Source organism: Bacillus sp. EB106-04-04-XG123 (assembly GCF_058791855.1).
Window position 1 is genome coordinate 266,614 of record NZ_JBYTDZ010000001.1, and the last position, 25,868, is coordinate 292,481.

Consider the following 25,868-nt stretch of genomic DNA (forward strand, 5'->3'; position numbering starts at 1 on the left):
ACATTTCAGACGGCGAAATTCTCTTTTGAGCTCTATTTGGGTAGAAAGAATGACATACAATCTCTTCTCTTAAAACATCACGCTAAATCAAGATATATGAATGGATATGAAAATAATTCCAGTTGGTGAAAAATCTTTATTAGTTAACATAATAATATTATTGTATATATAGAAAAGAACGCCCTTTTAAGGGCGCTCTTATTCATCACATTAGAATAAAGAAAGCTGATTTTGATCAGGAAGTGCTTCTAAACAGCCTTGACGATCTAAATACTCAAGAATAGTCTTTGAGACTTTTCCACGCTTTTGTAAATCTTCTTTTGAAAGGAATTCCCCATCTTGCCGCGCGCGAACAATATTTAACGCAACGTTTGTTCCGAGTCCAGGGATCGAGTTGAATGGTGGAATTAGTCCGTCTCCATCAATGATAAACTCTGTTGCACTTGAGCGATAGAGGTCAACTTTTTTGAAATGGTAGCCTCTTTCGCACATTTCAAGGGCAAGCTCTAGTACAGTTAATAGGTTCTTTTCTTTCGGTGATGCATCTAAACCTTTTGAATTAATATCGTCCATAACGGCTCGAATCGCATTCGATCCTTTTGTCATCGTTTCAATATCAAAGTCATCCGCACGAACGGTAAAGTAAGCAGCATAGTACAGAAGTGCATGATGCACCTTGAAATAAGCAATACGAACAGCCATTAATACATATGCAGCCGCGTGGGCTTTAGGGAACATGTATTTGATTTTTTTACAAGAATCAATATACCAGTTTGGTACATTATTATTCTTCATTTCTTCTTCCCATTCAGGAGGAAGCCCCTTTCCTTTACGAACAGATTCCATGATTTTAAAGGCAAGTGACGGCTCTAAGCCTTGGTAGATGAGATAGACCATAATATCATCACGACACCCAATGACTTCACTTAGTTCACACGTTTTATTGTGAATGAGCTCTTGTGCGTTTCCGAGCCATACATCCGTACCGTGTGAGAGTCCAGAAATCTGAACAAGCTCTGAGAAGGTCGTTGGTTTTGTATCCTCTAGCATTTGCCGAACAAATCTTGTTCCAAATTCCGGGATACCGAGTGTACCTGTTTTACAGCCTATTTGCTCTTCTGTTACACCTAGCGGCTCTGTCCCTTGGAAAATCTTCATGACTTCAGGGTCATCTGTTGGAATCGTTTTTGGATCGATTCCGCTTAAATCTTGAAGCATACGAATGACCGTTGGATCATCGTGCCCAAGAATATCCAGCTTGAGCAAGTTATCGTGAATCGAATGGAAATCAAAATGTGTCGTCTTCCAATCAGAACCTGTCGCATCTGCTGGGTATTGAATAGGTGAGAAATCGTAAATATCCATATAATCCGGCACAACGATAATCCCGCCTGGATGCTGGCCCGTTGTCCGTTTTACCCCTGTACAGCCTTGTACAAGCCGGTCGATTTCAGCACCTCTCATATGAAGGTTATGATCCCCTGCATAGCCTTTCACGTAACCGTATGCTGTTTTTTCTGCAACGGTACCAATCGTCCCTGCTCGGTATACATACTCTTCTCCGAACAACTCTTTCGTATAGTTATGCGCGATCGGCTGATATTCGCCTGAGAAGTTCAAATCAATATCAGGAACTTTGTCTCCTTTAAAACCTAGGAACGTTTCAAACGGAATATCATGTCCGTCTTTTTTATACGGCGTTCCACATTCAGGACAGTCTTTATCTGGAAGGTCAAAGCCTGAACCAACAGATCCGTCATTAAAGAACTCAGAGTGCTTACAGCTTGGGCATACATAATGAGGTGCAAGTGGATTTACTTCAGTAATCTCTGTTAATGTCGCAACAAGAGATGATCCGACAGATCCCCTTGAACCAACAAGATATCCATCATCAAGTGATTTTTTTACGAGCTTATGAGAGATTAAGTAAATAACGGCGAAACCATGACCGATAATACTTTTTAATTCTTTCTCAATGCGGTCTTCTACGATTTTCGGCAGGTCATCTCCGTAGATACTGCGCGCCATTTGATAGCTCATTTCCCGTATTTCTTCATCTGCACCTTCAATTTTTGGTGTGTAAAGATCATCTTTGATAGGTTTAATGCTTTCGACCATCTCAGATACTTTTTGCGTATTTGTTACGACGATCTCTTTCGCTTTTTCGTCTCCTAGGAAGGAGAACGCTTCAAGCATTTCATCTGTCGTTCTAAAATGAACTTTTGGCAGTTCATGTCGGTTCAGCGGATTCGCTCCACCTTGTGATGAAATTAAGATTTTACGATAAATTTTGTCTTCTGGATGCAGGTAATGTACATTCCCAGTCGCCACAACTGGTTTATTCAGCTTTTCGCCAAGTTTGACAATGTTTGTGATGATTTCTTTTAACGCACGTTCATCTCGAACTAGCTCAAGCTGCAGCAGGTGCTGATACACTTCTGGCGGATGTACCTCTAAATAGTCATAAAATGCTGCAATGTCTTCCACCTCATCAGGTGACTTTTGCATCATTCCTTCAAATACCTCACCCTTATCACAAGCAGACCCAACAATTAAACCTTCTCGATATTTCTCAAGCTGGGAGCGTGGAATACGCGGGACACGGTAGAAATAATGAATATGAGAAAGTGAAACAAGCTTAAATAAATTCTTAAGACCTGTCTCATTTTGAGCAATTAAAGTTGCATGGTAAGGACGTGAGCGCTGGTAAGCATTCGACTGCCCCATGTTTTCATTCAATTGATCGTGATAGGCAATCTCTTTTTCAGCCGCATCTTTTAGCATCTTCAGCATGAGATAGCCTGTCGCCTCTGCATCATAAATCGCCCGGTGATGCTGCGTTAGTTCAATATCAAACTTTTTACAGAGGGTGTTCAGCCGGTGATTTTTAAATTCTGGGTAAAGGAAACGGCCAAGTTCAAGTGTATCAATGACAGGGTTTGACGCTTTATCTGTTTTTAAGAGGCGTTTATACGCTGCATTTAAAAAGCCCATATCAAAGCTCGCATTGTGCGCAACAAGAATATCTTGTCCAATCCATTCTTTGAAATCCCGTACGACGTCGACGACATCTGGTGCATCTCTCACCATATCATCGGTGATACCTGTTAATTCGATGGTTGTCGCTGATAACGGGTGATGGGGATTTGCAAACGCCTCAAAGCGGTCAATGATTTCCCCGCCTTTGATTTTCACTGCTGCCAGCTCAATGATCGTGTCATAAACGGCTGAAAGTCCAGTTGTCTCTACGTCAAATACGACATATGTCGCATCCTCTAACAAGCGGTGCTCTGGGTTATATGCAATCGGTACCCCGTCGTCCACTAAATTGATTTCCACACCGTACATCATTTTGATGCCATGCTTTTTACTTGCTGCATACGCATCCGGGAAGGATTGTACAACGGCATGATCTGTCAGGGCAATGGCTTCATGTCCCCATTTTTTTGCTTGTTCAACAAGCCTGCCGATGCCAGTGACAGCATCCATTTGGCTCATAGGTGAATGTAAATGAAGCTCCACACGCTTTTCACCCTCAGGTGCTGTATCTTCTTTCAGCTGCGGTTTCATTTCATTGACATCATTAGCGATCATGACAAGATCTCTGACAAACGTATCATTTTGAATGCTTCCTCTTGCTTTCACCCACATGCCTTTTTTCAATGATTTCATCAGCTGAGCATCTTCTTTTTCTCTTGCAAACATTTTGATCAATATACTATTTGTATAATCAGTGATCTTAAAGATACAAAGCGTTCTCCCGCTTTTCAGCTCACGCGTTTCTGCATCGAATACGTAGCCTTGAACGGTGATTCTTCTTTCCTCGTCCATGATACTGTCAAGCGTACGAATTTCTTCATTGTCTTTGATTTGATAGCCAATCATCAGAGGGCCTGATGGAGCTTCATCCTGCTCCTCACTTTCTTTCTTCTCCATCTCAGTGAGGGCTTGCATGGCTCTTTCTTGATCTTCAGCAAGCTTTTGTTCTCTGAACTTCTGAATCTCTTGATCTGATACAAAAATTTCTGTATCGAATTGCAGCTCTGGAAAACCTACTTGTTTAAATGCGGCCTGGAGCATCGGGCTGTACTTCTTCTTAATAGCGAGTGCCTCTGTTTCGCTTTTCGTTTTAATGATGATTTTATGGCCAGACAGCGATGGTTTTTGCTGCTGAAGCAAACTGATGATTGGGGGAGAAATTCCTTGAAGTTCTTCCACACAATGTGACCAGTACGATTGCACGAGTTCTTCAGAGATGTGCGGATCACTTACTTCAATCGTACAAGTAATTTGTGCAATATGAGAAAATGCATTTGTCAGTCTGCTGAGAAACATGGCGTATACTTTGTAAGGCAAAAGAGCCTTAAATTTAAAAAGGAAATGCCATGTTTTCGTCGCTTTGTGCACCGTCAATTTGACGATTTCTCCTTCTTCAAAGTAACGACTGAGGTCATCATCTGTCATTTGAATCTGATTGAGTAATATATGAAATTGCCGCCGTGTGATCGGTAATTGTTCATCCAAGACAGGACCCTCCTTTTGTCAATCAGAAAGGTACCTCTTTTCTACAGGAGGTACCTTCATTTTTTTGTTCGTTTTATGCTTGGCGTATAAATGAAATCAGATCATCAACAGATACTTCATGTGATTCACCTGATTTTCTAAACTTCACTTCAACAATACCTTCTTCTGAACGTTTACCGCAGCTAATGCGAATTGGCAGTCCAATTAAATCACTGTCTGCAAATTTCACTCCTGCACGCTCCTGGCGGTCATCGAAAAGTACGTCAAAGCCTTCATCTTCTAAGCGCTCGTACAACGTTTCAGCCAGTTCTTTTTGCGCATCGTTTTTCATATTTAATGCAAGAAGGTGAAGGTCATATGGTGCCACTGTTTCCGGCCAAATGATTCCTTTCTCATCATGATGCTGTTCAACAATCGCTGAAAGAGTTCTAGAGATGCCGATGCCATAGCAGCCCATAATCATTGGCTGCGCCCGTCCATTCTCATCAAGGTACGTTGCATCCATTGACTCAGAATAACGAGTGCCGAGTTTAAAGACTTGTCCTACTTCAATCCCTTTTGCAAACTGGATGGTGCCTTCCCCGTCTGGAGAAACATCTCCTTCTTGAATCAAGCGAAGATCTGTGAATTCTTTCACTGACACATCACGTGCAGGGTTGACATTGACATAGTGATAATCCGCTTCATTTGCACCAGCGACTGCATTTGTCATTCCCTTCACAGCAAGGTCCGCATAAATATCGACTTCTGCTTCCAGTTTAACAGGTCCAACAAATCCAGGCTCAGTTCCAATGACTTCTAGCACTTCTTCGCGTGATGCTAGTTCGACAAGCTGTGCTCCTACTAAGTTTTTCACTTTCACATCATTTACTTCATGATCGCCTCTAGTAAGGATGAGAACATACGCATCGTCTGCTTTAAATAAAACAGATTTCATGCATGCAGAAGGATCAACTTCTAAAAATCCAGCCACATCTTGAATTGTTTTCGCTTGCGGCGTGTGGACTTTTTCAAGCTCTTTGAAGTCCGCAGGATTTGCTTCTTCTCCGTGATATACAGCCTCAGCCATTTCAATGTTTGCAGCATATGAGGAAGTATCAGAATAAGCGATGGTATCCTCTCCGACCTCTGAGAGTGCCATGAACTCATGTGTATCTTTTCCGCCCATTGCCCCAGAATCTGCAATGACTGGTCTAAAATTGAGACCTACTTTTGAGAACACATTAGAATAAGCTGTAAACATTTTGTTGTATGTCTCGTCAAGGCTTTCTGGTGAAGAATGGAATGAGTATGCATCCTTCATAATAAATTCACGTCCGCGCAGCAGTCCAAAGCGTGGTCTCTGTTCATCACGGAATTTTGATTGAATTTGATATAGAGTTAAAGGTAGCTTCTTATACGATTTCACTTCACTGCGTACTAGTGATGTAATCACTTCTTCGTGGGTTGGACCAAGCGCAAATTCGCGGCCATGGCGATCCTTCATACGCATCAATTCTGGACCGTATGTATACCATCTTCCTGACTCTTGCCACATTTCTGCCTGCTGGAGCACTGGCATTAACAGCTCAGCTGCGCCTGCCTTTTCCATTTCCTTGCGGACGATGGATTGAATATGCTGAATGACTTTATGCGCAAGCGGCAGATAATGATAGATTCCACTTGTATTTTGTCTAATAAATCCAGCTCTTACTAAGAGTTGATGGCTTTTTGCCTCAGCATCTGCCGGCACCTCTCGAAGAGTTGGAATGAAAGTCAGGGATTGTCTCATGTCGTTACACCTCATTTATGAAATAGGACTTCTCACAAAAACTCTTGTTTCCCGGAATGAGAAACAAGAGAGAATGGTTTTTATAAAAATAACCGCTGAATGTCATTCCACGTTACCACTAACATTAACAGCATGAGGAAGGCAACACCAATAAAGACAACAAGTGCTTCTTTCTCACGATTAATTGGTTTACCGCGAATGGCTTCAACAAATAAGAATAGTAAACGTCCTCCGTCTAATGCAGGAATCGGTAACAAATTCACGATGCCTAGGTTGATACTGAGGAACGCCGCAAACTGCATTAATGTTAATACACCTTGTTTGGCTACTTCTCCTGTCATGTCATAAATTCCAACAGGACCTGCTAACATATCTAGTGAAAATTGTCCTGTGACAATTTTTTGCAAGTTCGTTAAGATCAGACCTGCCGTTGAAATGACGGTTGTGCCTGAAGATGAAATGACTTTCAAGAATCCATTTTCCGTTGGCGGATATGATCCGAAACGGCCAATGCTTTTTCCGTCAGCTTTCACAGCTTCTGGTACAACCTGCACAGTGCTTTCTTTACCGTCTCGGTCAATGACGACATTCATTTTTTTCTCAGGGTTCTTTTGAACTGTTTGAACGACGTCTGTCCAAGAATTCATTTTCTCGCCGTTAATCGACACGATGTGATCTCCCTGCATCAGTCCAGCTTCCGCCGCTCGGCCGTCTTTCGTCAGCTTACCGAGTACAGGGTCATCAACGGTTACCCCTTGGATAAAGCCTAAAGCAACCAAAATCACATACGCCAGGATAAAGTTCATAATTGGTCCAGCTGCGATGGCTTTAATTCGCTGCCAAACCGTTTTTGAACCAAATTGACGATTGTATGGTGCAATTTGAATTTCTTCACCATCTGCAATATAGAAGCTTGTTTGACTGACATTGTAGCCAGTCAGAATATCTTCATTTCCAGCTTCATATCCCGAGATTCTCATGGCATGATCTAAATCGATCTGCTCCACTTCGATAACAAGTGCATCAGGATATTTTTCTTTATCATTTAAAATGATCTTTTCTACTTCATTTTGCTCATTGAATAAGAGCCCCACTGTATGACCTGGTTTAATTTCGATGACTTCAGGGTCTTCTCCAGCCATTTTCACAAATCCGCCAATAGGGAGGAGTCTAATGGTATAAACGGTTTCCTTTCGTTTAAAGGAGAAAATCTTCGGCCCAAAACCAATTGCGAACTCGCGGCATAAAATCCCCGCGCGCTGCGCCATAATTAAATGGCCAAGCTCGTGGAAAAAAACGAGCGTTCCAAAAATAATAATAAACGCAATCACTGTATTCACGAACATACCACCTTATGTGAGGATTGATTGAACAAAGTCTCGCGTATCTTTGTCCACTTCATGGATATCTTGCAAACTAGGCGTTGAAATCACATGATGTCTAATTAGTGCCTTTTCAATCAATTCTTCAATTTGCAGGAACGTTACTTTGCCTTTCAGAAATGCATCGACTGCTATTTCATTTGCTGCATTAAGTACAGCAGGCATTGTCCCTCCTATTTTACCTGATTCATAAGCAAAATGTAAGCAGCGATACCTGTCAAAATCCGCTTTTTGGAAATTCAATTGTCCAATCTCCCAAAGGTTCAATGATTTCGCTTCTTGTAACGGCGCCCTGTCAGGGTATGTGAGTGCATATTGAATAGGCACTCTCATGTCAGGTGTCCCTAACTGAGCCATGACGCTTTTGTCGTGAAATTCCACCATCGAATGGATAATGCTCTCTTTATGTAGCAGCACATCAATTTGTTCATAAGGGATATCAAACAACCAATGTGCCTCAATCACCTCGAGCCCCTTATTCATCATCGTCGCTGAATCAATGGTGATTTTCGCTCCCATCGACCAGTTCGGGTGGTTCAGCGCTTCTTCAACCGTAACACCTTCAAGTTCAGTTCGTTTTTTATCTCGGAAACTACCACCTGAAGCTGTCACGATTAAGCGTTCAATATTTTTAGCTTGTTCACCTTGCAGGCATTGAAAAATAGCGGAATGCTCACTATCGACAGGAAGTAAAGGTACATCATATGTTTTAGCATACTCTTTTACTATATGACCAGCTGTTACAAGTGTTTCCTTATTTGCGAGTGCAATCGTCTTTTTTTGTTCAATGGCCTTTAATGTTGGAACAAGTCCAACACTTCCTACAAGTGCATTTACCACTACGTCCACTGCATCATAGGTCGCTGCCTCGATGTTGGCTTCATCACCAGCAGCCAGCTTCACACCGTATGCAAATGAATGATTTTTTAGCATGCGATAGGTTTCTTCGTCTACACAGCCAACGAATTCAGGCTGAAAGCGCTCAATGATCGGAATCGCTTTTGCTATATTTCTGCCAAAGGTCATGGCTTTCAGCTTAAATTTGTCCGGGTGCTGCCTGATCACATCTAACGTTTGTTCTCCAATTGATCCTGTTGCGCCTAATAGCGAAATATATTTCAAATTGCCACTCCTTCTCTCGTTCAATAAGTTTCTATGAGGTTAGCTGGCAAACGTTGCGAGCAGTAAGTATAAAAACGGCAGAACGAATAAAAAGCTGTCAAACCTGTCCAAAATTCCGCCATGGCCAGGGAGAATTGTCCCTGAATCCTTCACGTGATAATGACGCTTTAAAGCAGATTCCACTAGGTCGCCAAGCTGTCCAAAGATACTGAGTAAAAGAGTAATAAACATCACAAGCAGATATGATGGCAAAAATCCTGTAACCGCCTGAAACACAAGTGACAACACGACCGCTGTGACGATTCCGCCGATAAATCCTTCTACTGTTTTGTTTGGGCTGATTTCTGGCCAAAGCTTTCGTTTCCCCATAGATTTCCCAATAAAGTAGGCTCCTGAGTCAGTAGACCAAATAATCACTGCTGCGAAGAAGATCGCACTCATGCCATATAAGCCTCTAATTTGGATAAAATAATAGAAACTAACGCCAATATATAATGTGGCTAATACAACAAAAGCAACCTCATCGAATGTGAAAGAGTTTTTGCTCAAAACTGTATAAGTTAAAAGTATTAAGACTGCGAATAAAGCAATCTGCATTTTTGATGCGTCCACGTTTGGGAAGAAACTGTTGTCTCCGCCCATTAAAAGCCAAAGCAATATTAAGCTGACAATACCAGGAAAGCTGAAAATCGAGATTTTTTTCATTCTTAAAAGCTCAAAGAGAGCGACACTTCCCATTAAATAAATCAGCAGGGTAAATGGCATCTGTCCATATATAACAGCAAGTAAAAAGACTGCAGCTGCCAAAACACCCGTCAAAATTCTTTGTTTCATCTGCACCACCCTCTAAATTCCACCGAACCTCCGGCCGCGGCGCTGGTACTCTCCAATAGCGCCTATAAGGTGCTCATCAGAAAAGTCAGGCCAAAGCACATCCGTAAAGACAAACTCGCTGTAAGCAATTTGCCAAAGCATAAAGTTGCTTAATCTAATTTCTCCACTCGTGCGAATGAGCAAATCCGGATCTTGAAGAGATTCTGTCATTAAATAAGCTGAAAACATCTCTTCTGTGATGTCTTCTGCTTGAAGCTTACCTTCTTTGACCATTTCAGAAATTTGTCTGCATGCGGAGACGATTTCTGTGCGCCCCCCATAGTTGAGCGCAAAGTTCAAAACGAGTCCGTCGTTATTTGCCGTACTCTTTACTGCATTCTCTACCGCTTTTTTCGTATGCTGCGGGAGGCCGTCTGGATCACCTGTTAAACGCACACGGACATTTTCCTCGATGAGTTCAGGCAGGTAGATGTTTAAAAATTCTTCAGGAAGTTTCATTAAAAAGTCTACTTCTAGTTTTGGACGTTTCCAATTTTCCGTAGAGAAAGCATACAAAGTCAGCACTTTGACATTCAGCTCATTTGCAAGCTTTGTCATGCGCTTGACGACTTTCATTCCTTCATGATGACCTGCTACCCGTGGAAGAGCACGTTTTTTCGCCCATCTTCCGTTCCCATCCATGATAATGGCGATATGTTCAGGAATTTCTCCATTTAATATGTCTTCTTTTGTCAGGCTTTCTAAGTTGGAAGCTGCTGTTTGCTGATTCTTCCAATTTTTGAGTATATTGAGCATGAGATTCCTCCATCACCCAAAAAGGTTGCGTTCCCGCTAATAATATAGTCATCAACAGTATTAACAAAAAAACCCCCTGTAAACATGAAGAGGGTCTTTTCACTATTATCTATTGTACATAGTTTTTTCTTAAACTTCCATGATTTCTTTTTCTTTATCTTTCGTCACGTCATCAATTTTAGCGACATATTCATCTGTCAATTTTTGGACATCCTCTGTTGATGATCTTAATTCATCTTCAGTGATCTCCCCATTTTTCTCAAGCTTTTTCAAATCATCGTTTGAATCACGACGAACGTTACGAACAGCTACTTTTGCTTCTTCTGAGTATTTTTTTACTACTTTCACAAGCTCTTTACGTCTTTCTTCTGTCAGCGCAGGAATCGCAATGCGGATCACATTTCCGTCACTTGTTGGCGTGATGCCAAGATCAGACTTTTGGATCGCTTTTTCGATATCACCGATTGCTGTTTTATCGTAAGGTGTGATAATCAGCATACGTGCTTCTGGCACTGTGATTGACGCAATTTGGTTAAGAGGTGTTTGTGCACCGTAATAATCAACTGTCACTTTATCAAGCAGTGAAGCATTTGCACGGCCTGCACGAACAGTTGCAAGCTCACGTCCGTATGCTTGTACAGCTTTTTCCATTTTTTCTTTCGTTTGGTTCAACACTTCTTTTGACACGTTATTTCCCCCTCACGATCGTTCCGATTGATTCGCCATTTACGGCACGTTTAATATTTCCTTCTTCCATAATGGAGAAGACAATTAATGGAATGTCATTGTCCATACATAATGAGGACGCAGTAGAATCCATTACAGCAAGCCCTTCTTTAAGTACATCAAGATATGAAAGCTTATCATATTTTACTGCATCCGCATCTGTACGAGGATCAGCACTGTAGACACCATCTACATTATTTTTCGCCATTAAAATGACATCTGCTTCAATTTCTGCTGCTCGAAGTGCTGCCGTAGTATCTGTAGAGAAATAAGGGTTACCTGTTCCAGCAGCAAAAATGACGACACGTTTCTTCTCAAGATGACGGATCGCTTTTCTTCTTATGTATGGTTCTGCAACCTGTCTCATTTCGATAGAGGTTTGCACTCTAGACTGAATGCCAAGCGTTTCTAGGCTGTCCTGTAACGCCAGTGAGTTCATCACTGTTGCCAGCATCCCCATGTAGTCTGCTGTTGCACGGTCCATTCCTAGATCACTGCCTGTCTTTCCGCGCCAAAGGTTTCCTCCGCCTACAACGACTGCAACTTCAACATCAAGCTCTGCAATTTCTTTTACTTGCTTTGCAATGGATTGAATGACAGTTGGGTTAATTCCATTTCCAGCATCACCCGCTAGTGCTTCGCCACTTAGCTTCAGTACAATGCGATTATATTTCGGTTTGCTCATGATAACCTCCAAGTGTAAACTATACCGTCTCTTATTATGCGTAAGAAACTGCCTTTTGTAAATCAATATCCTCTAAAAAATAGGGAACACAGTGCTTGTGCTCCCCTAAAAAAGCCCCAGAGAGCTTTTCAAACATTATTTTTTCACTTGGCTCATAACTTCTTCAGCAAAGTTGTCTTGACGTTTTTCGATACCTTCGCCCACTTCATAGCGAACATAAGTTTGAACAGTTGCGTTTTTCGCAGCTACAACTTGTTTCACTTTTTCATCTGGGTTTTTAACGAACGCTTGGTCAAGTAAGCAAATTTCTTCGAAGAATTTGTTTAGACGGCCTTCTACCATTTTAGCTACGATGTTTTCAGGCTTTCCTTCTTGAAGCGCTTGCTGAGTTAATACTTCACGCTCACGGTTTGCTTCTTCTTCTGACACTTGGTCACGAGAAATGTATTTAGGGTTTACAGCTGCAACGTGCATTGCGATGTCTCTTGCAAGCTCTTCGTCAGTTGTTCCGTTAAGAACAGCTAACACACCGATACGTCCGCCCATGTGCAGGTAAGAACCGAATGCAGCATTATCTTCTTTTGTGATGACAGAGAAACGGCGTAGAGTGATTTTCTCTCCGATTTTCGCAATTGCAGATGTGATATGCTCTTCAACTGTTGAACCATTTTCCATTTTAGAAGCATGAGCTTCTTCAATTGTTGCAGGTTTAGCAGCAAGCAAATGATCAGCAAGTTCGTTAAGAAGTGCTTGGAATCCTTCGTTTTTCGCAACGAAATCAGTCTCAGAGTTCACTTCTAGGATGACGCCTGTGTTGCCGTCAGTTTTGATAAGAGTTAATCCTTCTGCCGCAATACGGTCTGCTTTTTTCGCAGCTTTTGCGATTCCTTTTTCTCTTAGAAGGTCGATTGCTTTCTCGATGTCACCATCAGTTTCTGTTAACGCTTTTTTACAGTCCATCATACCTGCACCAGTTTTTTGACGCAGTTCTTTAACTAATTGAGCAGTAATTGCCATTTTACATTTCCTCCTTCTATGTTAAAACACGGATTACTAGGTGAAAAAAAGGTGATAAAAGGCATTTCCCTCTTATCACCTTTTGAATAGGTTACGCAGTTGTTGTTTCAGTTTCTGTCGTTTCTTCTACAACAGCTTCTTCTTCGCCTTGTTTAGACTCAAGAATCGCATCTGCCATTTTAGCAGTTAGAAGTTTTACAGCACGGATTGCATCATCGTTTGCAGGGATCACAACATCAATTTCGTCTGGATCACAGTTTGTGTCAACGATACCGATGATTGGGATATTCAATTTACGAGCTTCTGCAACTGCAATACGCTCTTTACGAGGGTCGATAATGAAAAGTGCATCCGGAAGACTCTTCATGTCTTTGATTCCGCCTAGGAATTTTTCAAGACGCTCTAATTCTTTTTTCAGTTGAACGACTTCTTTCTTAGGAAGAACTTCGAAAGTACCGTTTTCTTGCATTTTTTCAATATCTTTTAAACGTTTGATACGTTTTTGGATTGTTTCAAAGTTTGTTAAAGTTCCACCAAGCCAGCGTTGGTTCACATAGAACATACCAGAACGGATTGCTTCTTCTTTCACTGAATCTTGTGCTTGCTTTTTCGTACCAACGAAAAGGATTTTTCCTCCGTCAGCAGCAAGGTTTTTCGTGAAGTTGTAAGCTTCCTCTACTTTTTTCACCGTTTTTTGAAGGTCGATGATGTAGATACCGTTACGCTCTGTAAAGATGTAACGCTTCATTTTTGGGTTCCAACGGCGAGTTTGGTGACCGAAGTGAACACCAGCTTCTAGCAATTGTTTCATAGAAATAACTGACATTTTGTTGCCTCCTAATATAATGGTTTTTTTTCCTCCGCTTAAGTCATGTTCACATAAAACTGCGCCACGGCAGCACCTTCATACGAATCATTAAGCGTGTGTATTTAACACCAAGAAATAATATAACACATGATGGACTGACAATCAAGAATCCTTTACAGCTTTCCGCTAAATTTTAATAAAAGCTCGATTTCTGTCTTGCCAGTTTTCATTTCTTTCGCTATTTCTTCTAGTGATCGCCCTTCATTATATAAGGTCTTCACTTGATCTTCGAATGTTTCTTCTATTTCACTTTTAGAAGGCAGAGAAGCCTCTGTTTCAAGTTGTGGAACGGGTTCGTTTACCTTCTCTTCCTGCACCTCAACTTCGCTAAGGAGAGCCGACAGGTGCTCTGGTACGGGATCTTCACTTTCGACCGATTGCTGGGATTCAATTGGTGGTTGTGGCTGCTTTGGTGTCTGAAGATCCGATTTCAGCTCTTCAGCAGAAAAATCAGGGGAAGCGGCTGCCACTTTTGTTAGTTTGTCATTCTCTTCTTTGACTTCCATCAAAAATGCAGCCAGGGTATTTTCCGTTTCTTCTAGAAGTTCTCGCTGTTTTTGTTCTGTTGCCTTCAGCGAATTCATTCTCGTATATAAAATAATCACAAAATAAATAAGTGCAGCATGAAGCATGAAGCTAATCAGCCATAACATATTTTTTCACTCACTAACTCTTTAAGATTGAATGGCTTTATCAAGCAGATGCTTAAGCTTGAACAAGGCCTTTGAATGAATTTGCGAAATGCGCGAGGTAGATAAATTGAGCACTTGACCGATTTCCGTTAATGTCAGTTCTTCTTTATAGAAAAGACTGATCACGAGCTTTTCTTTTTCTGAAAGCTCAGTGATTTTTTCAGAAAGCTGTTCAATTAATTCATCTTTCAGCATTTTCTCTTCTGGAGTCACAGACTTCTCGTCGCGAATCATGACTTGGACGTTTTCTCCGTCTTCTTGATCATGCAGCTTCTCATCGATTGAGAGCAGATTTGCAAAGAATCCTTCATTCATCGTTGTGACAACATCTTGTTCACTCATGCCGAGTTCCTCAGCCACCTCTGTCGGCGTCACATTACGCAAATAACGCTGTTCAAGCTTTTCAATAGCCGCTTCTACTTTTTTTGTTTTTTCTCTTGATGTACGAGGCAGCCAGTCCTCTTTACGAAGACCGTCGATGATGGCCCCGCGGATTCTGAAGGATGCATATGTATCAAACTTCAGATCTCTTCCGGGATCAAATTTTTCAAGGGCATCATATAAACCGAGCATTCCTAGACTGATCAAGTCTTCTTTATGCACTGACTTCGGGAGACCGATGGAAATTCTTCCAACATGATATGTGACGAGCGGCATATAGCGGCGCATAAGATCATCTCCAGCAGCAGGGTCTTTCCACTCTTTCCATCTAGCCCATAGCGCCTGATCTTCGTAATTTAAGGATTGCATCTTTATCCCCCTATACTTCCTTAGTTATATCTTCATAATGCCTTGCTTCACAGTACGGATCTCAAGTTCTGCCGTAAGCGGATCAAATTCAATCGTACGACCACTGTTTCCGCCTGTATCCTCACTAATAATCGGGATATGATGAAGAGACAGATGTTCTTTCACAGCTGAAACGTTTCTAGGTCCAATTCTCATAAGGTCATTGGTTGACTTAAACTTAAACATTTCCGCCCCGCCAGCAAGTTTTGCCTTTAGCGCATGTTTGCGTGCGCCTGCTTTTAGGAGCAGATCAATTGTATGCTTGACACCTGTATCTGCATATTTAGCCAAGTTCTCCACCGTCCCTTTTGAAAGAGAGGAGTCTGGCAGCATAACATGGACAAGGCCTGCCAGCTTTTTCTCTTGATCAAACAAGACAAGCCCTACGCAAGAACCAAGACCTGATGTCCGAATGCGGTCCGGTGTTTTGACAAGCTGAACATCCGCAATACCAACCTTTACAACTGCCGGAATTTGCACGTTCATTATAGGTTACCTAATGCTTTGAATAGTTTTTCAAACGATTCAAAGTCTGGTAATAGAAACATATTTCCTTTCAGCTCTTGCTTATTTTGATCATCAAAAATAGATGTATCAATCACAATCGCCTGATCACCAAGAGGACTGAATTGCATTAACCCTTCACTAATGACAGCTCCGAACATATCGAGCGTGACATCTGGAACACTTGGGTAAAGCTGCAATTTTGTTAAATCGGCAAGGGCTGATAGATAAGAGCCCGCTAAAATATTTCCCAGTTCATGAAGTGCTGACGTCCCCATCTCATGTTCATGAATCGTATCAATATCAAATGCCGGATCCTGGACAAGCTCTCTTACAAATTGCTCCGCTTGCTCAAACGGCATAATGAAAAAGATTGACCCGGTTAAATCCCCTTCCATTCGCAGGAAAATGCTTGCAACGGGAAGGTCTGCACCGCCAAAGAAATCCATTAAATCTTCAAACGAGAGAACCTTGACAAAAGGAACAGCCATATCAATTTTGCGATCCAATAGGTTGGCAAGAGCAGACGCTGCGTGGCCTGCCCCGATATTACCAACCTCTCCTAAAATATCTAGCTGTTCATCTTTAATTTCGTTGAAAATGCTCATTTCACATCCCCCTTAATGAACAGGTGCACCTTGAACGCTCTTGTCGAGGACAGCACCGGCATGAATGATATTGAAAAGACGCTGATCATGCTTAATAATACCTGTCACCCATGACTGTCCTTCTTTTTCAGCTGATTCAGGAGAAGATTCTACTTCTTCCTGATGGACGGTTATGACATCATTTGCTTCATCAACAATCCAGCCGACTTCAATATCACCAACTTGTACAATGATCATTCTTGTTTCATCTGTAATCTCGTTGTCAGTAGAACCAAGTCTGACTCTCAGGTCAATGACAGGTGTCACGACACCGCGTAAATTAATAACACCGCATATATAAGGGGCAACGCCAGGAACTCTTGTCGGCTGCTGCCATTTTTCAATGGACTTTACTTCTGATACTGAAATGGCGTATTCTTTTTTGTTTACGATAAACACAATCATCTTTTCGCCAGTTTTGATATCTGTACTCATTTCAGACCGCTCCTCTATTGTTTTTTACTTGATCAGTGCATTACAGTCAACGATGAGTGCAACTTGACCGTCACCTAGGATCGTTGCGCCGGATATCGCAAATACGTTTGGCAGATAATCTCCTAGTGATTTCAATACAACCTCTTGCTGACCAATAAATGAATCGACCACAAATGCTGTCAGCTTGTCTCCTTTACGAACAACAATGATGTGCAGCTCTTCCTCTAATTCATTCGCATTTGGTACGTGGAATTGTTTCTTCAAGTACACGACCGGTACGATAAATCCGCGGAAATCAATCACTTCACGATCATGCGTTTGCAGGATGTCACTTTTCTTAATGACAGCCGTTTCAATAATAGAAGAAATCGGAATCGCAAATGTTTCCTCTTCCAGTTTTACAAGAAGAACGGAAATAATCGATAGTGTCAGCGGAAGCTGGATCGAGAATAGGGAGCCCTGTCCCTCTGTTGAGTTAATACTCACAGATCCGCCAAGTGATTCCAGCTTGTTTTTCACAACGTCAAGACCTACACCGCGGCCTGAGATGTCAGAAATCGTGTCAGCTGTAGAGAAGCCTGCTGCAAAGATCAATGAATCAATTTGATGATCTTCAAGTGTTTCTGCTTCTCTTTCTGTAATAACTCCGCGCTCTAATGCTTTTTCAAGCACCTTTTTACGGTTAATCCCGCCTCCATCATCCTCTACTTCAATGAAGACATGGTTTCCGCTATGATACGCTTTTAATAGAACCGTACCTTTTTCCGGCTTGCCTTTTTTCACACGTTCTTCTGGTGATTCAATCCCGTGATCTAGACTGTTTCTAAGTAAGTGCAAGAGCGGATCTCCAATCTCGTCGATCACTGTTCGATCAAGCTCTGTCTCAGCACCCTCAATAATAAGTTCAATTTTCTTATTAAGCTCTTTCGTCAATTGACGAATCATACGCGGGAATCTGTTAAAGACAGTTTCCACAGGTACCATTCTCATGTTCAGGATGATTGATTGCAGGTCTCCAGAAATACGTGTCATTCTTTCGACTGTGTCTGTGAGTTCGTTATTTTCTAGTTCTTTGGCAATCTGTTCTAATCGGCCTCTATCAATCACAAGTTCTTCAAATAGATTCATTAGAGAATCTAGACGGTCGATGTTGACACGAATTGTTTTTGTTCCGCCGGCAGCTGCACCGTTATTGCCATTTGCTTTTGGTGCATCATTTGCTGGCGCTTTCGCAGCAGGAACGGAGACTTCTTCTTTTTTCTGTTCAGGCTGCGCCTCTTGTTTTTCAGCCGGAGCTGCTTCATCAAATGCGGAGACTTCAGAGATCTCAACCTTCTCAACCTCTGAGATCGCCGTGACGATTTTCTGCACTTCGTCCATCGGCAGTTTAGAAAGATAAGAAATGCTGAATTCTGATTCGAAATCTTCTGATTCTAACAGCTCTGCATTCGGAACGGTTTTGACAACCTCGCCTGCTTCATTTAGTCTTTCAAAAATCATATAGACACGAACGGCTTTTAGTAAGCACGCTTCGCTTAATGTCACGTTGAGTTCATAGCATTTAAAGCCTTGCTCTCTCGCTTCATCAAGAACCGTTCGTTCAAATTCGTTATAATCTAAGTCATTAGCAGCTGCTGATGCATCTGCTGTTTCAACGCTAGAAGCTGCCTCAGCATGGCTTCCTGTCACATCTAGCTTTTTACTAATCTCAGTGACATCACGTTTCCCGTCTCCTCCTTCTGCAATCGATTGAACCATTGCTTCAAGATGATCGAGTGCTTCGAACATCGTATCCATTGACTCAGGAGTGACAATCATTTGTTCATTACGGATAGCATCAAACATGTTTTCTAAATGATGCGTTAAGTGAGCCATATCATCAAAGCCCATCGTTGCACTCATGCCTTTCAATGTATGAGCTGCTCTGAATATATCATTCACTAGCTGCAAGTCGGTTGGGTTCTTTTCTAAATCAAGAAGTTTTTCATTACAAGTTTGTAAGTGTTCTCTGCTTTCATCTAAAAAGATATCTAAGTATTGGTTTACATCCAACGTGTTCACGCCCTCTCTTTTTTCATGGAGCTTATAATTGCATGTGCGATGTCATCCACATGCCTTGTTTCATGTGCAAGGCCTGCTTTAATGACTGATTTAGGCATTCCGAAAACAACACATGATTCTTCTTTTTCAGCAATGACTTTCGTATGACCGCTTGCGACCATTTTTTTGACACCTTCCGTACCGTCACTGCCCATGCCTGTCATAATGACAGCGATTTTCTCGTAACCCTTTATATTGCTGATGGATTCAAATAAATAGTTAACAGATGGTTTGTGCCGGCTTTCCGTGTCTTCAGGGGACAGCCTGATAACAAGTGATCCCCCTTGGTCATGAAGTGACATATTCAATCCACCAGGAGCTATGTAAGCCACTCCATTTTTCGCGATGTCTCCATCTTGCGCTTCTTTAATCGTAATTTGTGATAAATGGTCTAACCTAGCAGCAAGTGATGCCGTAAATCCTGCCGGCATATGCTGCACAATCAATATAGGTGCCTCTATGTCCTTAGGCAGCTTCGTTACGACTCGTTGAAGTGCCCTTGGCCCTCCTGTAGATGTTCCGATAGAAATAATCTTTCGGAGTGAGGCGCCTTTTACTGTTTGCAGCAGACGGGGTGCAGCCACTGCACTTGGCGGCTTTATCACCGGTTTAGGAGACACCTTCTCTTCAGTGCGTTTCCTTGACAGTCCTGCCGCAAGTACCCGCTCTACAATTTGCCCTCTCACTTTGTGCAAATCGAGCGAAATACTTCCCGAAGGTTTTGTCACAAAGTCGAAAGCACCGAGTTCTAAGCAATGGATGGTTAAATCTTTTCCTTGCTTTGTCTGGCTTGACACCATAATCACGGCAAGGTCGTGTTCAGCCAGAATTTGTTTTAATGCTTCTGTTCCATTTAAAACGGGCATTTCCACATCTAATGTGACAACATCTGGATTCAGTTCCTTGATCCGTTTTAAGGCATCTTCCCCATTTCGCGCCGTTCCGACGACTTCAATTTCTTGCTCAGCACTTAGAAAATCACTAATGAGTTTTCTCATAAAGGCCGAGTCATCTACTACTAGCACTCTAATCATGAGTCCACCTTCCTCCTTTTAAAAAAAGAGGACAACTTATCTATAAACGTATGCTGTTCTCTCCGTGCCTCTCTTATCTGCTGATGATATAGTGTTTCTGCCAGCATCTTAACGGTTTTACTCAGCCTTGAATGAGGCTGCTTCATATAAAATGGAATTTGTTCTGATACTGCTTTAGGAACCGCAGGATCATCAGGCACAGCGCCAGCGAATACAAGTTTTCTGTGAAGAAAACTTGTGACCACTCCTGCTAATTTCCGGTAGGTTTCAGACCCTTCTGACGGGGTTTTACACCGATTGACAATGATTTGCACAGACCGTTCAAACTGATGAATGGCTAAGTGTTTAATTGCGCTGTAGGCATCCATGATGGATGTTGGCTCTGGCGTAGTCACAACGACTACTTCTCCTGCTGATAAGACAAATGGCAGCTGATCTTTTGACAGCCCGGCACCCATATCAAAGAAAATACAATCGAAGCCCTGCATCATTTTTTCCATCTCTTCCAAAAAGAACGACCATTGATCTTTATCTAAAGAAAACAGCTGTTCAAGTCCGCTTCCGCCAGAAATGTAATATAGGTTGTCCGTTCCTTTTGTCATAGCTGCTTGGAAGGATTTTTTTCTAACGAGAACATCTAATATAGAGCTAGTCGATGTTTTCCCTAGTAAAATATCAATATTCCCCATCCCAAAATCAAGATCGATCACTAACACTCTTTTGCCTGTGCTTGCGATAGACAGTGCCATATTCAGTGTCAAATTCGATTTACCTACCCCGCCTTTGCCGCTCATAACGGCAATGGTTTTTGCCTGTCCGTTGACGTTATGAGGAGCCGGTGTGATCATTTGACTCTGCTGAACTAGTTTTCTTAACCCTTCTGCTTGGTCGGGCTTCATGATTGTAAAACCATCCTTGTAAGTTCACGAGGAGAACCTTCAAGAATATCCTCAGGCACATTTTGGCCATTTGTTAAAAAACCAAGTTTGATTTGAGAGTCAGCAATGATTTGAAAAATGGTTCCCATCGTGTCCGTTTCATCTACTTTTGTAAAAATGAATTGATCGATTGGAACGTGTTCAAAGCGCTTGACCATGGCTTTCATGTCTTGATATTTTGATGTAGCACTCATCACGAGAAAACTTTGAATGCTCTCATCAAATGGAATAATGTCGGTCAGCTCTTTGATATACGCTTCTTCTTTAAAGTTACGGCCTGCTGTATCGATGAAAATATGATCATACTCTTTAAAGGTCTCTTGAGCTTTTACAAAATCCTCTCTCGAATAACAAACCTCAAGCGGTGCATTCAGCAGTTCAGCATATGTTTTCAGCTGTTCGATCGCTGCAATCCGGTACGTATCAGTTGTAATAAAAGCGATCTTTTTTTGCTGCTGAATGGCCGTTTTAGCAGCCAGCTTTGCAATCGTTGTCGTTTTACCAGCTCCAGTTGAACCGAACAGTACAATGTATTTTGAAGAAATCATCGGCTCATCAGAGGTTTTAGCTGGTAGCATATCTGTCAGCAGTTGTTCAAGTTCTTTTTCTATGTGATCTTCTTTAACCGCGCCCTTTGTTAAAAGACCTTTCAGGCATTCGTCTCGAATAGCATCATCAAGACCTTGATCCTTTAGCTTTTGATCGATTGCTACGAGAGGTTCAGGCAGAATACCAGCATGCCGTTCATTCCTCACATATTCTAAAGGCTGAGTATGAGTATGCGCTGGTTTCGCCGCTTTGGGAGCAAAGGATGGCTCTTCGGGCTGCTTTTGAACTTGTTCCTTTTTTGGTAACACTGGAAGAGGCGGCACAGGGTTTAACCCTTTACCAGCTCTTTCTTCGAAATCTTGATCCAGCACTGCAATCACTTCGACCATTTGCTGTTTCTTTAAACCAAACAGTTTGCGTTTGACAACGGTTTTGGAATTTAAAATAACGGCATCTTTCCCAAGCTGCTGCCTGATTTGAATCGTTGCCTCCTGCATAGAATTTGCTGTGATTTTTTTCATTTTCATTAGATATCCACCACTCCGATGCTCTGTACTTCCACATTCGCTTCTAGTTCGTTATAAGATAGTACCGGTAAATCTGGGAAATATCTTTCTAACAACTGCTTCACGTACATTCTTATAGGAGGAGAGCATAATAGAACCGGCGTTTCCTGACGAAGCGAAAGCTGTTCAATTTCTCTCGCCACTGATTGAATCACACTTTCAGAGGATTCTGGATCTAACGATAAGTAGTTGCCATGCTCTGTTTGCTGAACGCTGTCTGCAATCACCTTTTCTACTCGGCCTGAGCATGTCACGACTTTGAGTGATTCATCTTCTCTTGCATACTGTGCGGTAATCTGTCTTGCCAGGGCCTGTCTGACATACTCTGTTAATAAATCTGTATCAGTCGTTAATTTTCCGTAGTCTGCAAGCGTCTCAAAAATGGTGACAAGGTTTCGGATAGAGACCTTTTCTTTCAGCAGCTTCGCCAGTACTTTTTGAATATCACCGACTGCCAGCGGATTTGGCGTTACCTCATCCACTAAGACAGGATAACTTTCTTTCAGATGATCGATTAATTGCTTCGTTTCTTGGCGTCCGAGCAGTTCGTGTGTGTTTTGTCTAATCTTCTCTGTGATGTGAGTAGACACGACAGATGCTGGGTCCACAACCGTATAGCCTAGCATCTCAGCCTGATCTTTTTCTGCTTCGGATATCCATTTAGCCGGCAGTCCAAAGGATGGTTCGATTGTTTCAATCCCTTCAATTGGATCATCATCAGGCGTTGGGGACATCGCTAAGTAGTGATCAAGCAGCAGCTCCCCTTTTGCTACTTCGTTCCCTTTAATTTTCAATCGGTATTCATTTGGGTTCAGTGCAATATTGTCCCGGATCCGGACGACTGGAATGACAAGACCCAGTTCGAGGGCAAGCTGCCTTCGGATCATCACAATTCGGTCTAACAGGTCACCGCCCTGGTTTGCATCAGCGAGCGGGATGAGGCCGTAGCCAAATTCAAATTCAATGGCATCCATTTGCAGGAGATGAATAACGCTTTCTGGACTTTTCATCTCTTCTACCTCTGCCTGTTCCTCCAGTACCTCTTCAATTTCTTCTTGGTCTTGTTTGTTTTTCGACATCATGTATGCGCCAAGTGCAAGTAAACCTGCGATCGGCCCTGTCAAAAGTATGCCGATTGGCGTAAACAGCCCAAGAAGGAAGATCGTGCCCGCTGTCACATAAAGCATGGCTGGGAATGCGAAGAGCTGACCTGTAATGTCTGACCCAAGGTTTCCATTAGAAGCTGCTCTAGTCACAACAATCCCTGTCGCCGTTGAAATGAGGAGTGCCGGAATTTGCGAAACGATTCCGTCTCCTACCGTTAATAGGGTAAAGTGTGAAGCTGATTCTTGAATCGACATGCCTTGCTGAAGCATCCCGATAATGATTCCAAATATAATATTGATGATGACGATGATAATACCTGCGATGGCGTCCCCTTTTACGAACTTACTGGCACCATCCATCGCTCCATAAAAGTCTGCTTCTCTCGCTACTTTTTCACGGCGATTTCTTGCTTCACTTTCTGTCAGCATTCCTGCATTTAAATCTGCGTCAATACTCATTTGTTTACCTGGCATCGCATCGAGTGTAAATCTTGCCGCAACCTCTGATACACGCTCTGCCCCTTTTGTGATAACAATAAACTGAATGATGATCAGGATAAGGAAAACAACAAGACCAACGAGGATATTTCCTCCAACAACAAATGAACCGAACGTTTCGACAACTTTCCCAGCATCTCCTGTTGAAAGAATAGAACGTGTTGTAGAGATGTTAAGCCCTAAACGAAACAGCGTTAAGAGCAAAAGCAATGATGGAAAAATTGAAAATTGCAGTGGTTCTTGCATGTTCATTGTGGTGAGAAGCACGATAAGCGCAAGAGAAATATTAATAATGATTAAAATACTTAATAAAACGGGCGGAAACGGTATGACCAGCATCGCCACAATTAAAATAACACTGAATAAAACAGATAAATCTCTTGCTGACATGCCTGTTCTCTCCTTTTAAAACCAAAAATTCATAAAATCTTTTGTTTCGTTTTATAGACGTAAGCTAAAATTTCTGCGATAGCCTTAAAGTATTCTTCTGGCACCGCTTGGTCGATGTCGACCTGATCATAGAGCGCGCGGGCAAGCGGCCTGTTCTCTACAGTCATGACATCATGTTCTTTCGCAATCGTTCTAATTTTCAAAGCCAAAATATCCGTTCCCTTTGCTACAACATAGGGCGCGTCCATTTTTTCTTCGTCATACTTTAAAGCAATGGCATAGTGGGTTGGGTTTGTAATGATGACGTCCGCTTTTGGGACTTCCTGCATCATCCGTCTCATGGCCATTTCCCGCTGACGCTGTTTAATCTTTGATTTGATGAGCGGGTCACCCTCTGATTTTTTATACTCATCTTTGATGTCTTGTTTGGACATCCGCAAGTTTTTTTCATAATCAAATTTCTGATACATATAATCAAGCCCTGCCAAGATCAGAAGAGCACCAGCAGCATACAGCCCCATAATCAAGGTCATATTTGCGACGAAATGAAGGGTTTCCTCTGCTGTTAATAAAGGAAGCCGCAGAATTTCATCAAAGTGCATCCAAAGAGCAATAAATGTCGCAAAGCCAACAAAGCCAATTTTCAAAATGGATTTTAATAGCTCTACGAGGGCTCGAATACTGTATATTCGTTTAAATCCTTTGATTGGGTCAAGCTTTTCTAATTTCGGTTGAATCACTTCTGTCGAAAAGAGAAAGCCGACTTGTAAATAGTTACTGAGAACGCCTGCCAGCATACCAACACCAAGGATTGGCATAAGGAGGATCCCTGTTTCCTGAAGCAATTCCAAGAATAATTGATGAATATTAGATGTGCTAACCTTCATTAGCATAGTTGTTGAATAAAAACGTTCAATGAGCGCGATAATCCGCTCTTTCATAAAAGGCCCAATAAAAAAGAATGATAAAAAGATTAATAGAAATGAGATGGCTGTATTGACGTCGGTACTTTTGGCAACCTGTCCTTTTTTACGTGAATCCCGTCTTTTTTTCGGCGTTGCTTTTTCTGTTTTTTCACCTGCGAAAAATTGCAAGTCTAGTCTAAGCCTTGTCATCATGACGAACCACCGACCAATGCTAAGAAATTCCTCATGGTGAGTACAATCGTTTCAAATGTATTTTGGACAACACCGAAGATGACGCCCATACAGATGATGATCATAATAAAACTCACACCCATTTTAATAGGAAGTCCGACCACAAAAACGTTCATTTGCGGAACTGTACGTGCCACAATCCCCAGTGCCAAATCGACTAAAAACAGACTTGCCACTACAGGTGCCGAGATTTGAAAGGCAATGATAAACATTTGGTTGAAGCTCTTTGCGATAAAGTAAGCAAAGGATTCACTGCCGAAATTCAGCGCGTATTGATCAACTGCAATGTATTGAAAGCTGTAATAGATTCCATCAAGCAGCAGGTGATGTGCGTTTGTTGCCAGCATCAACAGCAGTGTGACCGTATAAAAAAACTGTCCCATCAGCGGCGTCTGCGCCCCTGTTTGCGGATCGATAATATTGGCAATCGCAAAACCCATTTGAAAATCAATGAATGAGCCGGCAATTTGAACAGCGGACACCATGATGTATGCAATCAGCCCAAGCAGCAGACCGACCATTGCTTCTTTCACCGCAAGCATCATATAAAGACCGTCGATGTCAAGTGCTGGCGGTTCTTTTATGGTGCTAAAACTAATGACAGCTAAAAACAGTGAGAATCCAACTCTGTGTACAGCTGGGATCGTTCTATGCGCTAAAAGCGGTACTGTCACAAAAAAAGCGGTGATCCGAATAAAAACTAAAAGAAAAGCAGGGAATAATTCTATGATTGACATCT

Annotated in this window: 22 protein-coding genes; all 22 read right to left on the minus strand. The window is 42.0% G+C overall.

What is annotated here, in order from left to right; translation table 11 throughout:
• Window positions 1–210: 210 nt before the first annotated feature.
• The 22 genes from AC3WTB_RS01335 to fliR all read right to left on the minus strand — a co-directional run bounded on the left by AC3WTB_RS01335 (window position 211) and on the right by fliR (window position 25,866).
• Entirely contained in the window at window positions 211–4,524 is a 4,314-nt protein-coding gene (locus tag AC3WTB_RS01335; RefSeq protein ID WP_039178587.1) for a PolC-type DNA polymerase III, read from the minus strand.
• Window positions 4,525–4,597: 73 nt separating this feature from the next.
• The gene (locus AC3WTB_RS01340) at window positions 4,598–6,295 is read right to left on the minus strand and encodes a proline--tRNA ligase (RefSeq protein ID WP_260775933.1); all 1,698 of its coding nucleotides are present in this window, start codon (window positions 6,293–6,295) and stop codon (window positions 4,598–4,600) included.
• 80 nt (window positions 6,296–6,375) lie between these two features.
• Entirely contained in the window at window positions 6,376–7,641 is a 1,266-nt protein-coding gene (gene rseP / locus AC3WTB_RS01345; RefSeq protein WP_087975441.1) for an RIP metalloprotease RseP, read from the minus strand.
• A gap of 6 nt (window positions 7,642–7,647) precedes the next feature.
• Window positions 7,648–8,799: a 1-deoxy-D-xylulose-5-phosphate reductoisomerase gene (gene dxr / locus AC3WTB_RS01350; protein WP_039178581.1), complete on the minus strand. Its 1,152-nt coding sequence runs from the start codon at window positions 8,797–8,799 to the stop codon at window positions 7,648–7,650.
• 39 nt (window positions 8,800–8,838) lie between these two features.
• Window positions 8,839–9,633, minus strand: a complete 795-nt coding sequence (locus AC3WTB_RS01355; protein ID WP_024424148.1) for a phosphatidate cytidylyltransferase — start codon at window positions 9,631–9,633, stop codon at window positions 8,839–8,841.
• Window positions 9,634–9,645: 12 nt separating this feature from the next.
• Window positions 9,646–10,428, minus strand: coding sequence for an undecaprenyl pyrophosphate synthase (gene uppS / locus AC3WTB_RS01360; protein ID WP_039178577.1), 783 nt, complete (start codon window positions 10,426–10,428; stop codon window positions 9,646–9,648).
• A 129-nt stretch (window positions 10,429–10,557) separates the two neighbouring features.
• The gene (gene frr, locus AC3WTB_RS01365) at window positions 10,558–11,115 is read right to left on the minus strand and encodes a ribosome recycling factor (RefSeq protein ID WP_151284284.1); all 558 of its coding nucleotides are present in this window, start codon (window positions 11,113–11,115) and stop codon (window positions 10,558–10,560) included.
• A gap of 1 nt (window position 11,116) precedes the next feature.
• Window positions 11,117–11,839 (minus strand): UMP kinase, encoded by a 723-nt coding sequence (pyrH, locus tag AC3WTB_RS01370; protein ID WP_008344767.1) that lies wholly within the window; start codon window positions 11,837–11,839, stop codon window positions 11,117–11,119.
• A 135-nt stretch (window positions 11,840–11,974) separates the two neighbouring features.
• On the minus strand, window positions 11,975–12,856 hold the full coding sequence (gene tsf / locus AC3WTB_RS01375; protein ID WP_034281801.1) for a translation elongation factor Ts: 882 nt from the start codon (window positions 12,854–12,856) through the stop codon (window positions 11,975–11,977).
• A gap of 91 nt (window positions 12,857–12,947) precedes the next feature.
• Window positions 12,948–13,682, minus strand: a complete 735-nt coding sequence (gene rpsB / locus AC3WTB_RS01380) for a 30S ribosomal protein S2 (RefSeq protein WP_024426991.1) — start codon at window positions 13,680–13,682, stop codon at window positions 12,948–12,950.
• Between the two features lie 155 nt (window positions 13,683–13,837).
• Window positions 13,838–14,377: a Swarming motility protein SwrB gene (locus AC3WTB_RS01385; RefSeq protein WP_492333229.1), complete on the minus strand. Its 540-nt coding sequence runs from the start codon at window positions 14,375–14,377 to the stop codon at window positions 13,838–13,840.
• A 21-nt stretch (window positions 14,378–14,398) separates the two neighbouring features.
• The gene (locus AC3WTB_RS01390; protein ID WP_024424154.1) at window positions 14,399–15,166 is read right to left on the minus strand and encodes a FliA/WhiG family RNA polymerase sigma factor; all 768 of its coding nucleotides are present in this window, start codon (window positions 15,164–15,166) and stop codon (window positions 14,399–14,401) included.
• 24 nt (window positions 15,167–15,190) lie between these two features.
• Window positions 15,191–15,691 (minus strand): chemotaxis protein CheD, encoded by a 501-nt coding sequence (locus AC3WTB_RS01395; protein ID WP_039178568.1) that lies wholly within the window; start codon window positions 15,689–15,691, stop codon window positions 15,191–15,193.
• The gene (locus AC3WTB_RS01400) at window positions 15,691–16,317 is read right to left on the minus strand and encodes a chemotaxis protein CheC (RefSeq protein ID WP_024424156.1); all 627 of its coding nucleotides are present in this window, start codon (window positions 16,315–16,317) and stop codon (window positions 15,691–15,693) included. Before AC3WTB_RS01400 ends, AC3WTB_RS01395 begins: the two co-directional genes overlap by 1 nt.
• A gap of 12 nt (window positions 16,318–16,329) precedes the next feature.
• Entirely contained in the window at window positions 16,330–16,791 is a 462-nt protein-coding gene (locus tag AC3WTB_RS01405) for a chemotaxis protein CheW (protein ID WP_024424157.1), read from the minus strand.
• 24 nt (window positions 16,792–16,815) lie between these two features.
• Window positions 16,816–18,843 carry a chemotaxis protein CheA gene (locus tag AC3WTB_RS01410; protein ID WP_039178565.1) on the minus strand — a complete coding sequence of 676 codons (2,028 nt, stop codon included), beginning with the start codon at window positions 18,841–18,843 and terminating at the stop codon, window positions 16,816–16,818.
• A 5-nt stretch (window positions 18,844–18,848) separates the two neighbouring features.
• Window positions 18,849–19,925 (minus strand): protein-glutamate methylesterase/protein-glutamine glutaminase, encoded by a 1,077-nt coding sequence (locus AC3WTB_RS01415; protein ID WP_144494938.1) that lies wholly within the window; start codon window positions 19,923–19,925, stop codon window positions 18,849–18,851.
• Window positions 19,922–20,827: a MinD/ParA family protein gene (locus tag AC3WTB_RS01420; RefSeq protein ID WP_039178561.1), complete on the minus strand. Its 906-nt coding sequence runs from the start codon at window positions 20,825–20,827 to the stop codon at window positions 19,922–19,924. The genes AC3WTB_RS01415 and AC3WTB_RS01420 overlap by 4 nt, the downstream gene beginning before the upstream one ends.
• Complete coding sequence (flhF, locus tag AC3WTB_RS01425) at window positions 20,821–21,939, minus strand: flagellar biosynthesis GTPase FlhF (protein WP_144490548.1); 1,119 nt, start codon at window positions 21,937–21,939, stop codon at window positions 20,821–20,823. Before flhF ends, AC3WTB_RS01420 begins: the two co-directional genes overlap by 7 nt.
• On the minus strand, window positions 21,939–23,972 hold the full coding sequence (flhA, locus tag AC3WTB_RS01430; protein ID WP_039178556.1) for a flagellar biosynthesis protein FlhA: 2,034 nt from the start codon (window positions 23,970–23,972) through the stop codon (window positions 21,939–21,941). The genes flhF and flhA overlap by 1 nt, the downstream gene beginning before the upstream one ends.
• A 29-nt stretch (window positions 23,973–24,001) precedes the next feature.
• Window positions 24,002–25,090 (minus strand): flagellar biosynthesis protein FlhB, encoded by a 1,089-nt coding sequence (gene flhB, locus AC3WTB_RS01435; RefSeq protein WP_039178554.1) that lies wholly within the window; start codon window positions 25,088–25,090, stop codon window positions 24,002–24,004.
• The gene (gene fliR / locus AC3WTB_RS01440; protein ID WP_024426982.1) at window positions 25,087–25,866 is read right to left on the minus strand and encodes a flagellar biosynthetic protein FliR; all 780 of its coding nucleotides are present in this window, start codon (window positions 25,864–25,866) and stop codon (window positions 25,087–25,089) included. The genes flhB and fliR overlap by 4 nt, the downstream gene beginning before the upstream one ends.
• Window positions 25,867–25,868: the final 2 nt, after the last annotated feature.

Excerpts from the sequence above, each read along its gene's own strand:
- AC3WTB_RS01340 (WP_260775933.1), bottom strand. The coding sequence starts at position 6,295 with ATGAGACAATCCCTGACTTTCATTCCAACTCTTCGAGAGGTGCCGGCA.
- rseP (WP_087975441.1), bottom strand. The coding sequence starts at position 7,641 with ATGTTCGTGAATACAGTGATTGCGTTTATTATTATTTTTGGAACGCTC.
- AC3WTB_RS01355 (WP_024424148.1), bottom strand. The coding sequence starts at position 9,633 with ATGAAACAAAGAATTTTGACGGGTGTTTTGGCAGCTGCAGTCTTTTTA.
- uppS (WP_039178577.1), bottom strand. The coding sequence starts at position 10,428 with ATGCTCAATATACTCAAAAATTGGAAGAATCAGCAAACAGCAGCTTCC.
- pyrH (WP_008344767.1), bottom strand. The coding sequence starts at position 11,839 with ATGAGCAAACCGAAATATAATCGCATTGTACTGAAGCTAAGTGGCGAA.
- tsf (WP_034281801.1), bottom strand. The coding sequence starts at position 12,856 with ATGGCAATTACTGCTCAATTAGTTAAAGAACTGCGTCAAAAAACTGGT.
- rpsB (WP_024426991.1), bottom strand. The coding sequence starts at position 13,682 with ATGTCAGTTATTTCTATGAAACAATTGCTAGAAGCTGGTGTTCACTTC.
- AC3WTB_RS01385 (WP_492333229.1), bottom strand. The coding sequence starts at position 14,377 with ATGTTATGGCTGATTAGCTTCATGCTTCATGCTGCACTTATTTATTTT.
- AC3WTB_RS01390 (WP_024424154.1), bottom strand. The coding sequence starts at position 15,166 with ATGCAATCCTTAAATTACGAAGATCAGGCGCTATGGGCTAGATGGAAA.
- AC3WTB_RS01395 (WP_039178568.1), bottom strand. The coding sequence starts at position 15,691 with ATGAACGTGCAAATTCCGGCAGTTGTAAAGGTTGGTATTGCGGATGTT.
- AC3WTB_RS01400 (WP_024424156.1), bottom strand. The coding sequence starts at position 16,317 with ATGAGCATTTTCAACGAAATTAAAGATGAACAGCTAGATATTTTAGGA.
- AC3WTB_RS01405 (WP_024424157.1), bottom strand. The coding sequence starts at position 16,791 with ATGAGTACAGATATCAAAACTGGCGAAAAGATGATTGTGTTTATCGTA.
- AC3WTB_RS01415 (WP_144494938.1), bottom strand. The coding sequence starts at position 19,925 with ATGATTAGAGTGCTAGTAGTAGATGACTCGGCCTTTATGAGAAAACTC.
- flhF (WP_144490548.1), bottom strand. The coding sequence starts at position 21,939 with ATGAAAATGAAAAAAATCACAGCAAATTCTATGCAGGAGGCAACGATT.
- flhA (WP_039178556.1), bottom strand. The coding sequence starts at position 23,972 with ATGTCAGCAAGAGATTTATCTGTTTTATTCAGTGTTATTTTAATTGTG.
- flhB (WP_039178554.1), bottom strand. The coding sequence starts at position 25,090 with ATGATGACAAGGCTTAGACTAGACTTGCAATTTTTCGCAGGTGAAAAA.
- fliR (WP_024426982.1), bottom strand. The coding sequence starts at position 25,866 with ATGTCAATCATAGAATTATTCCCTGCTTTTCTTTTAGTTTTTATTCGG.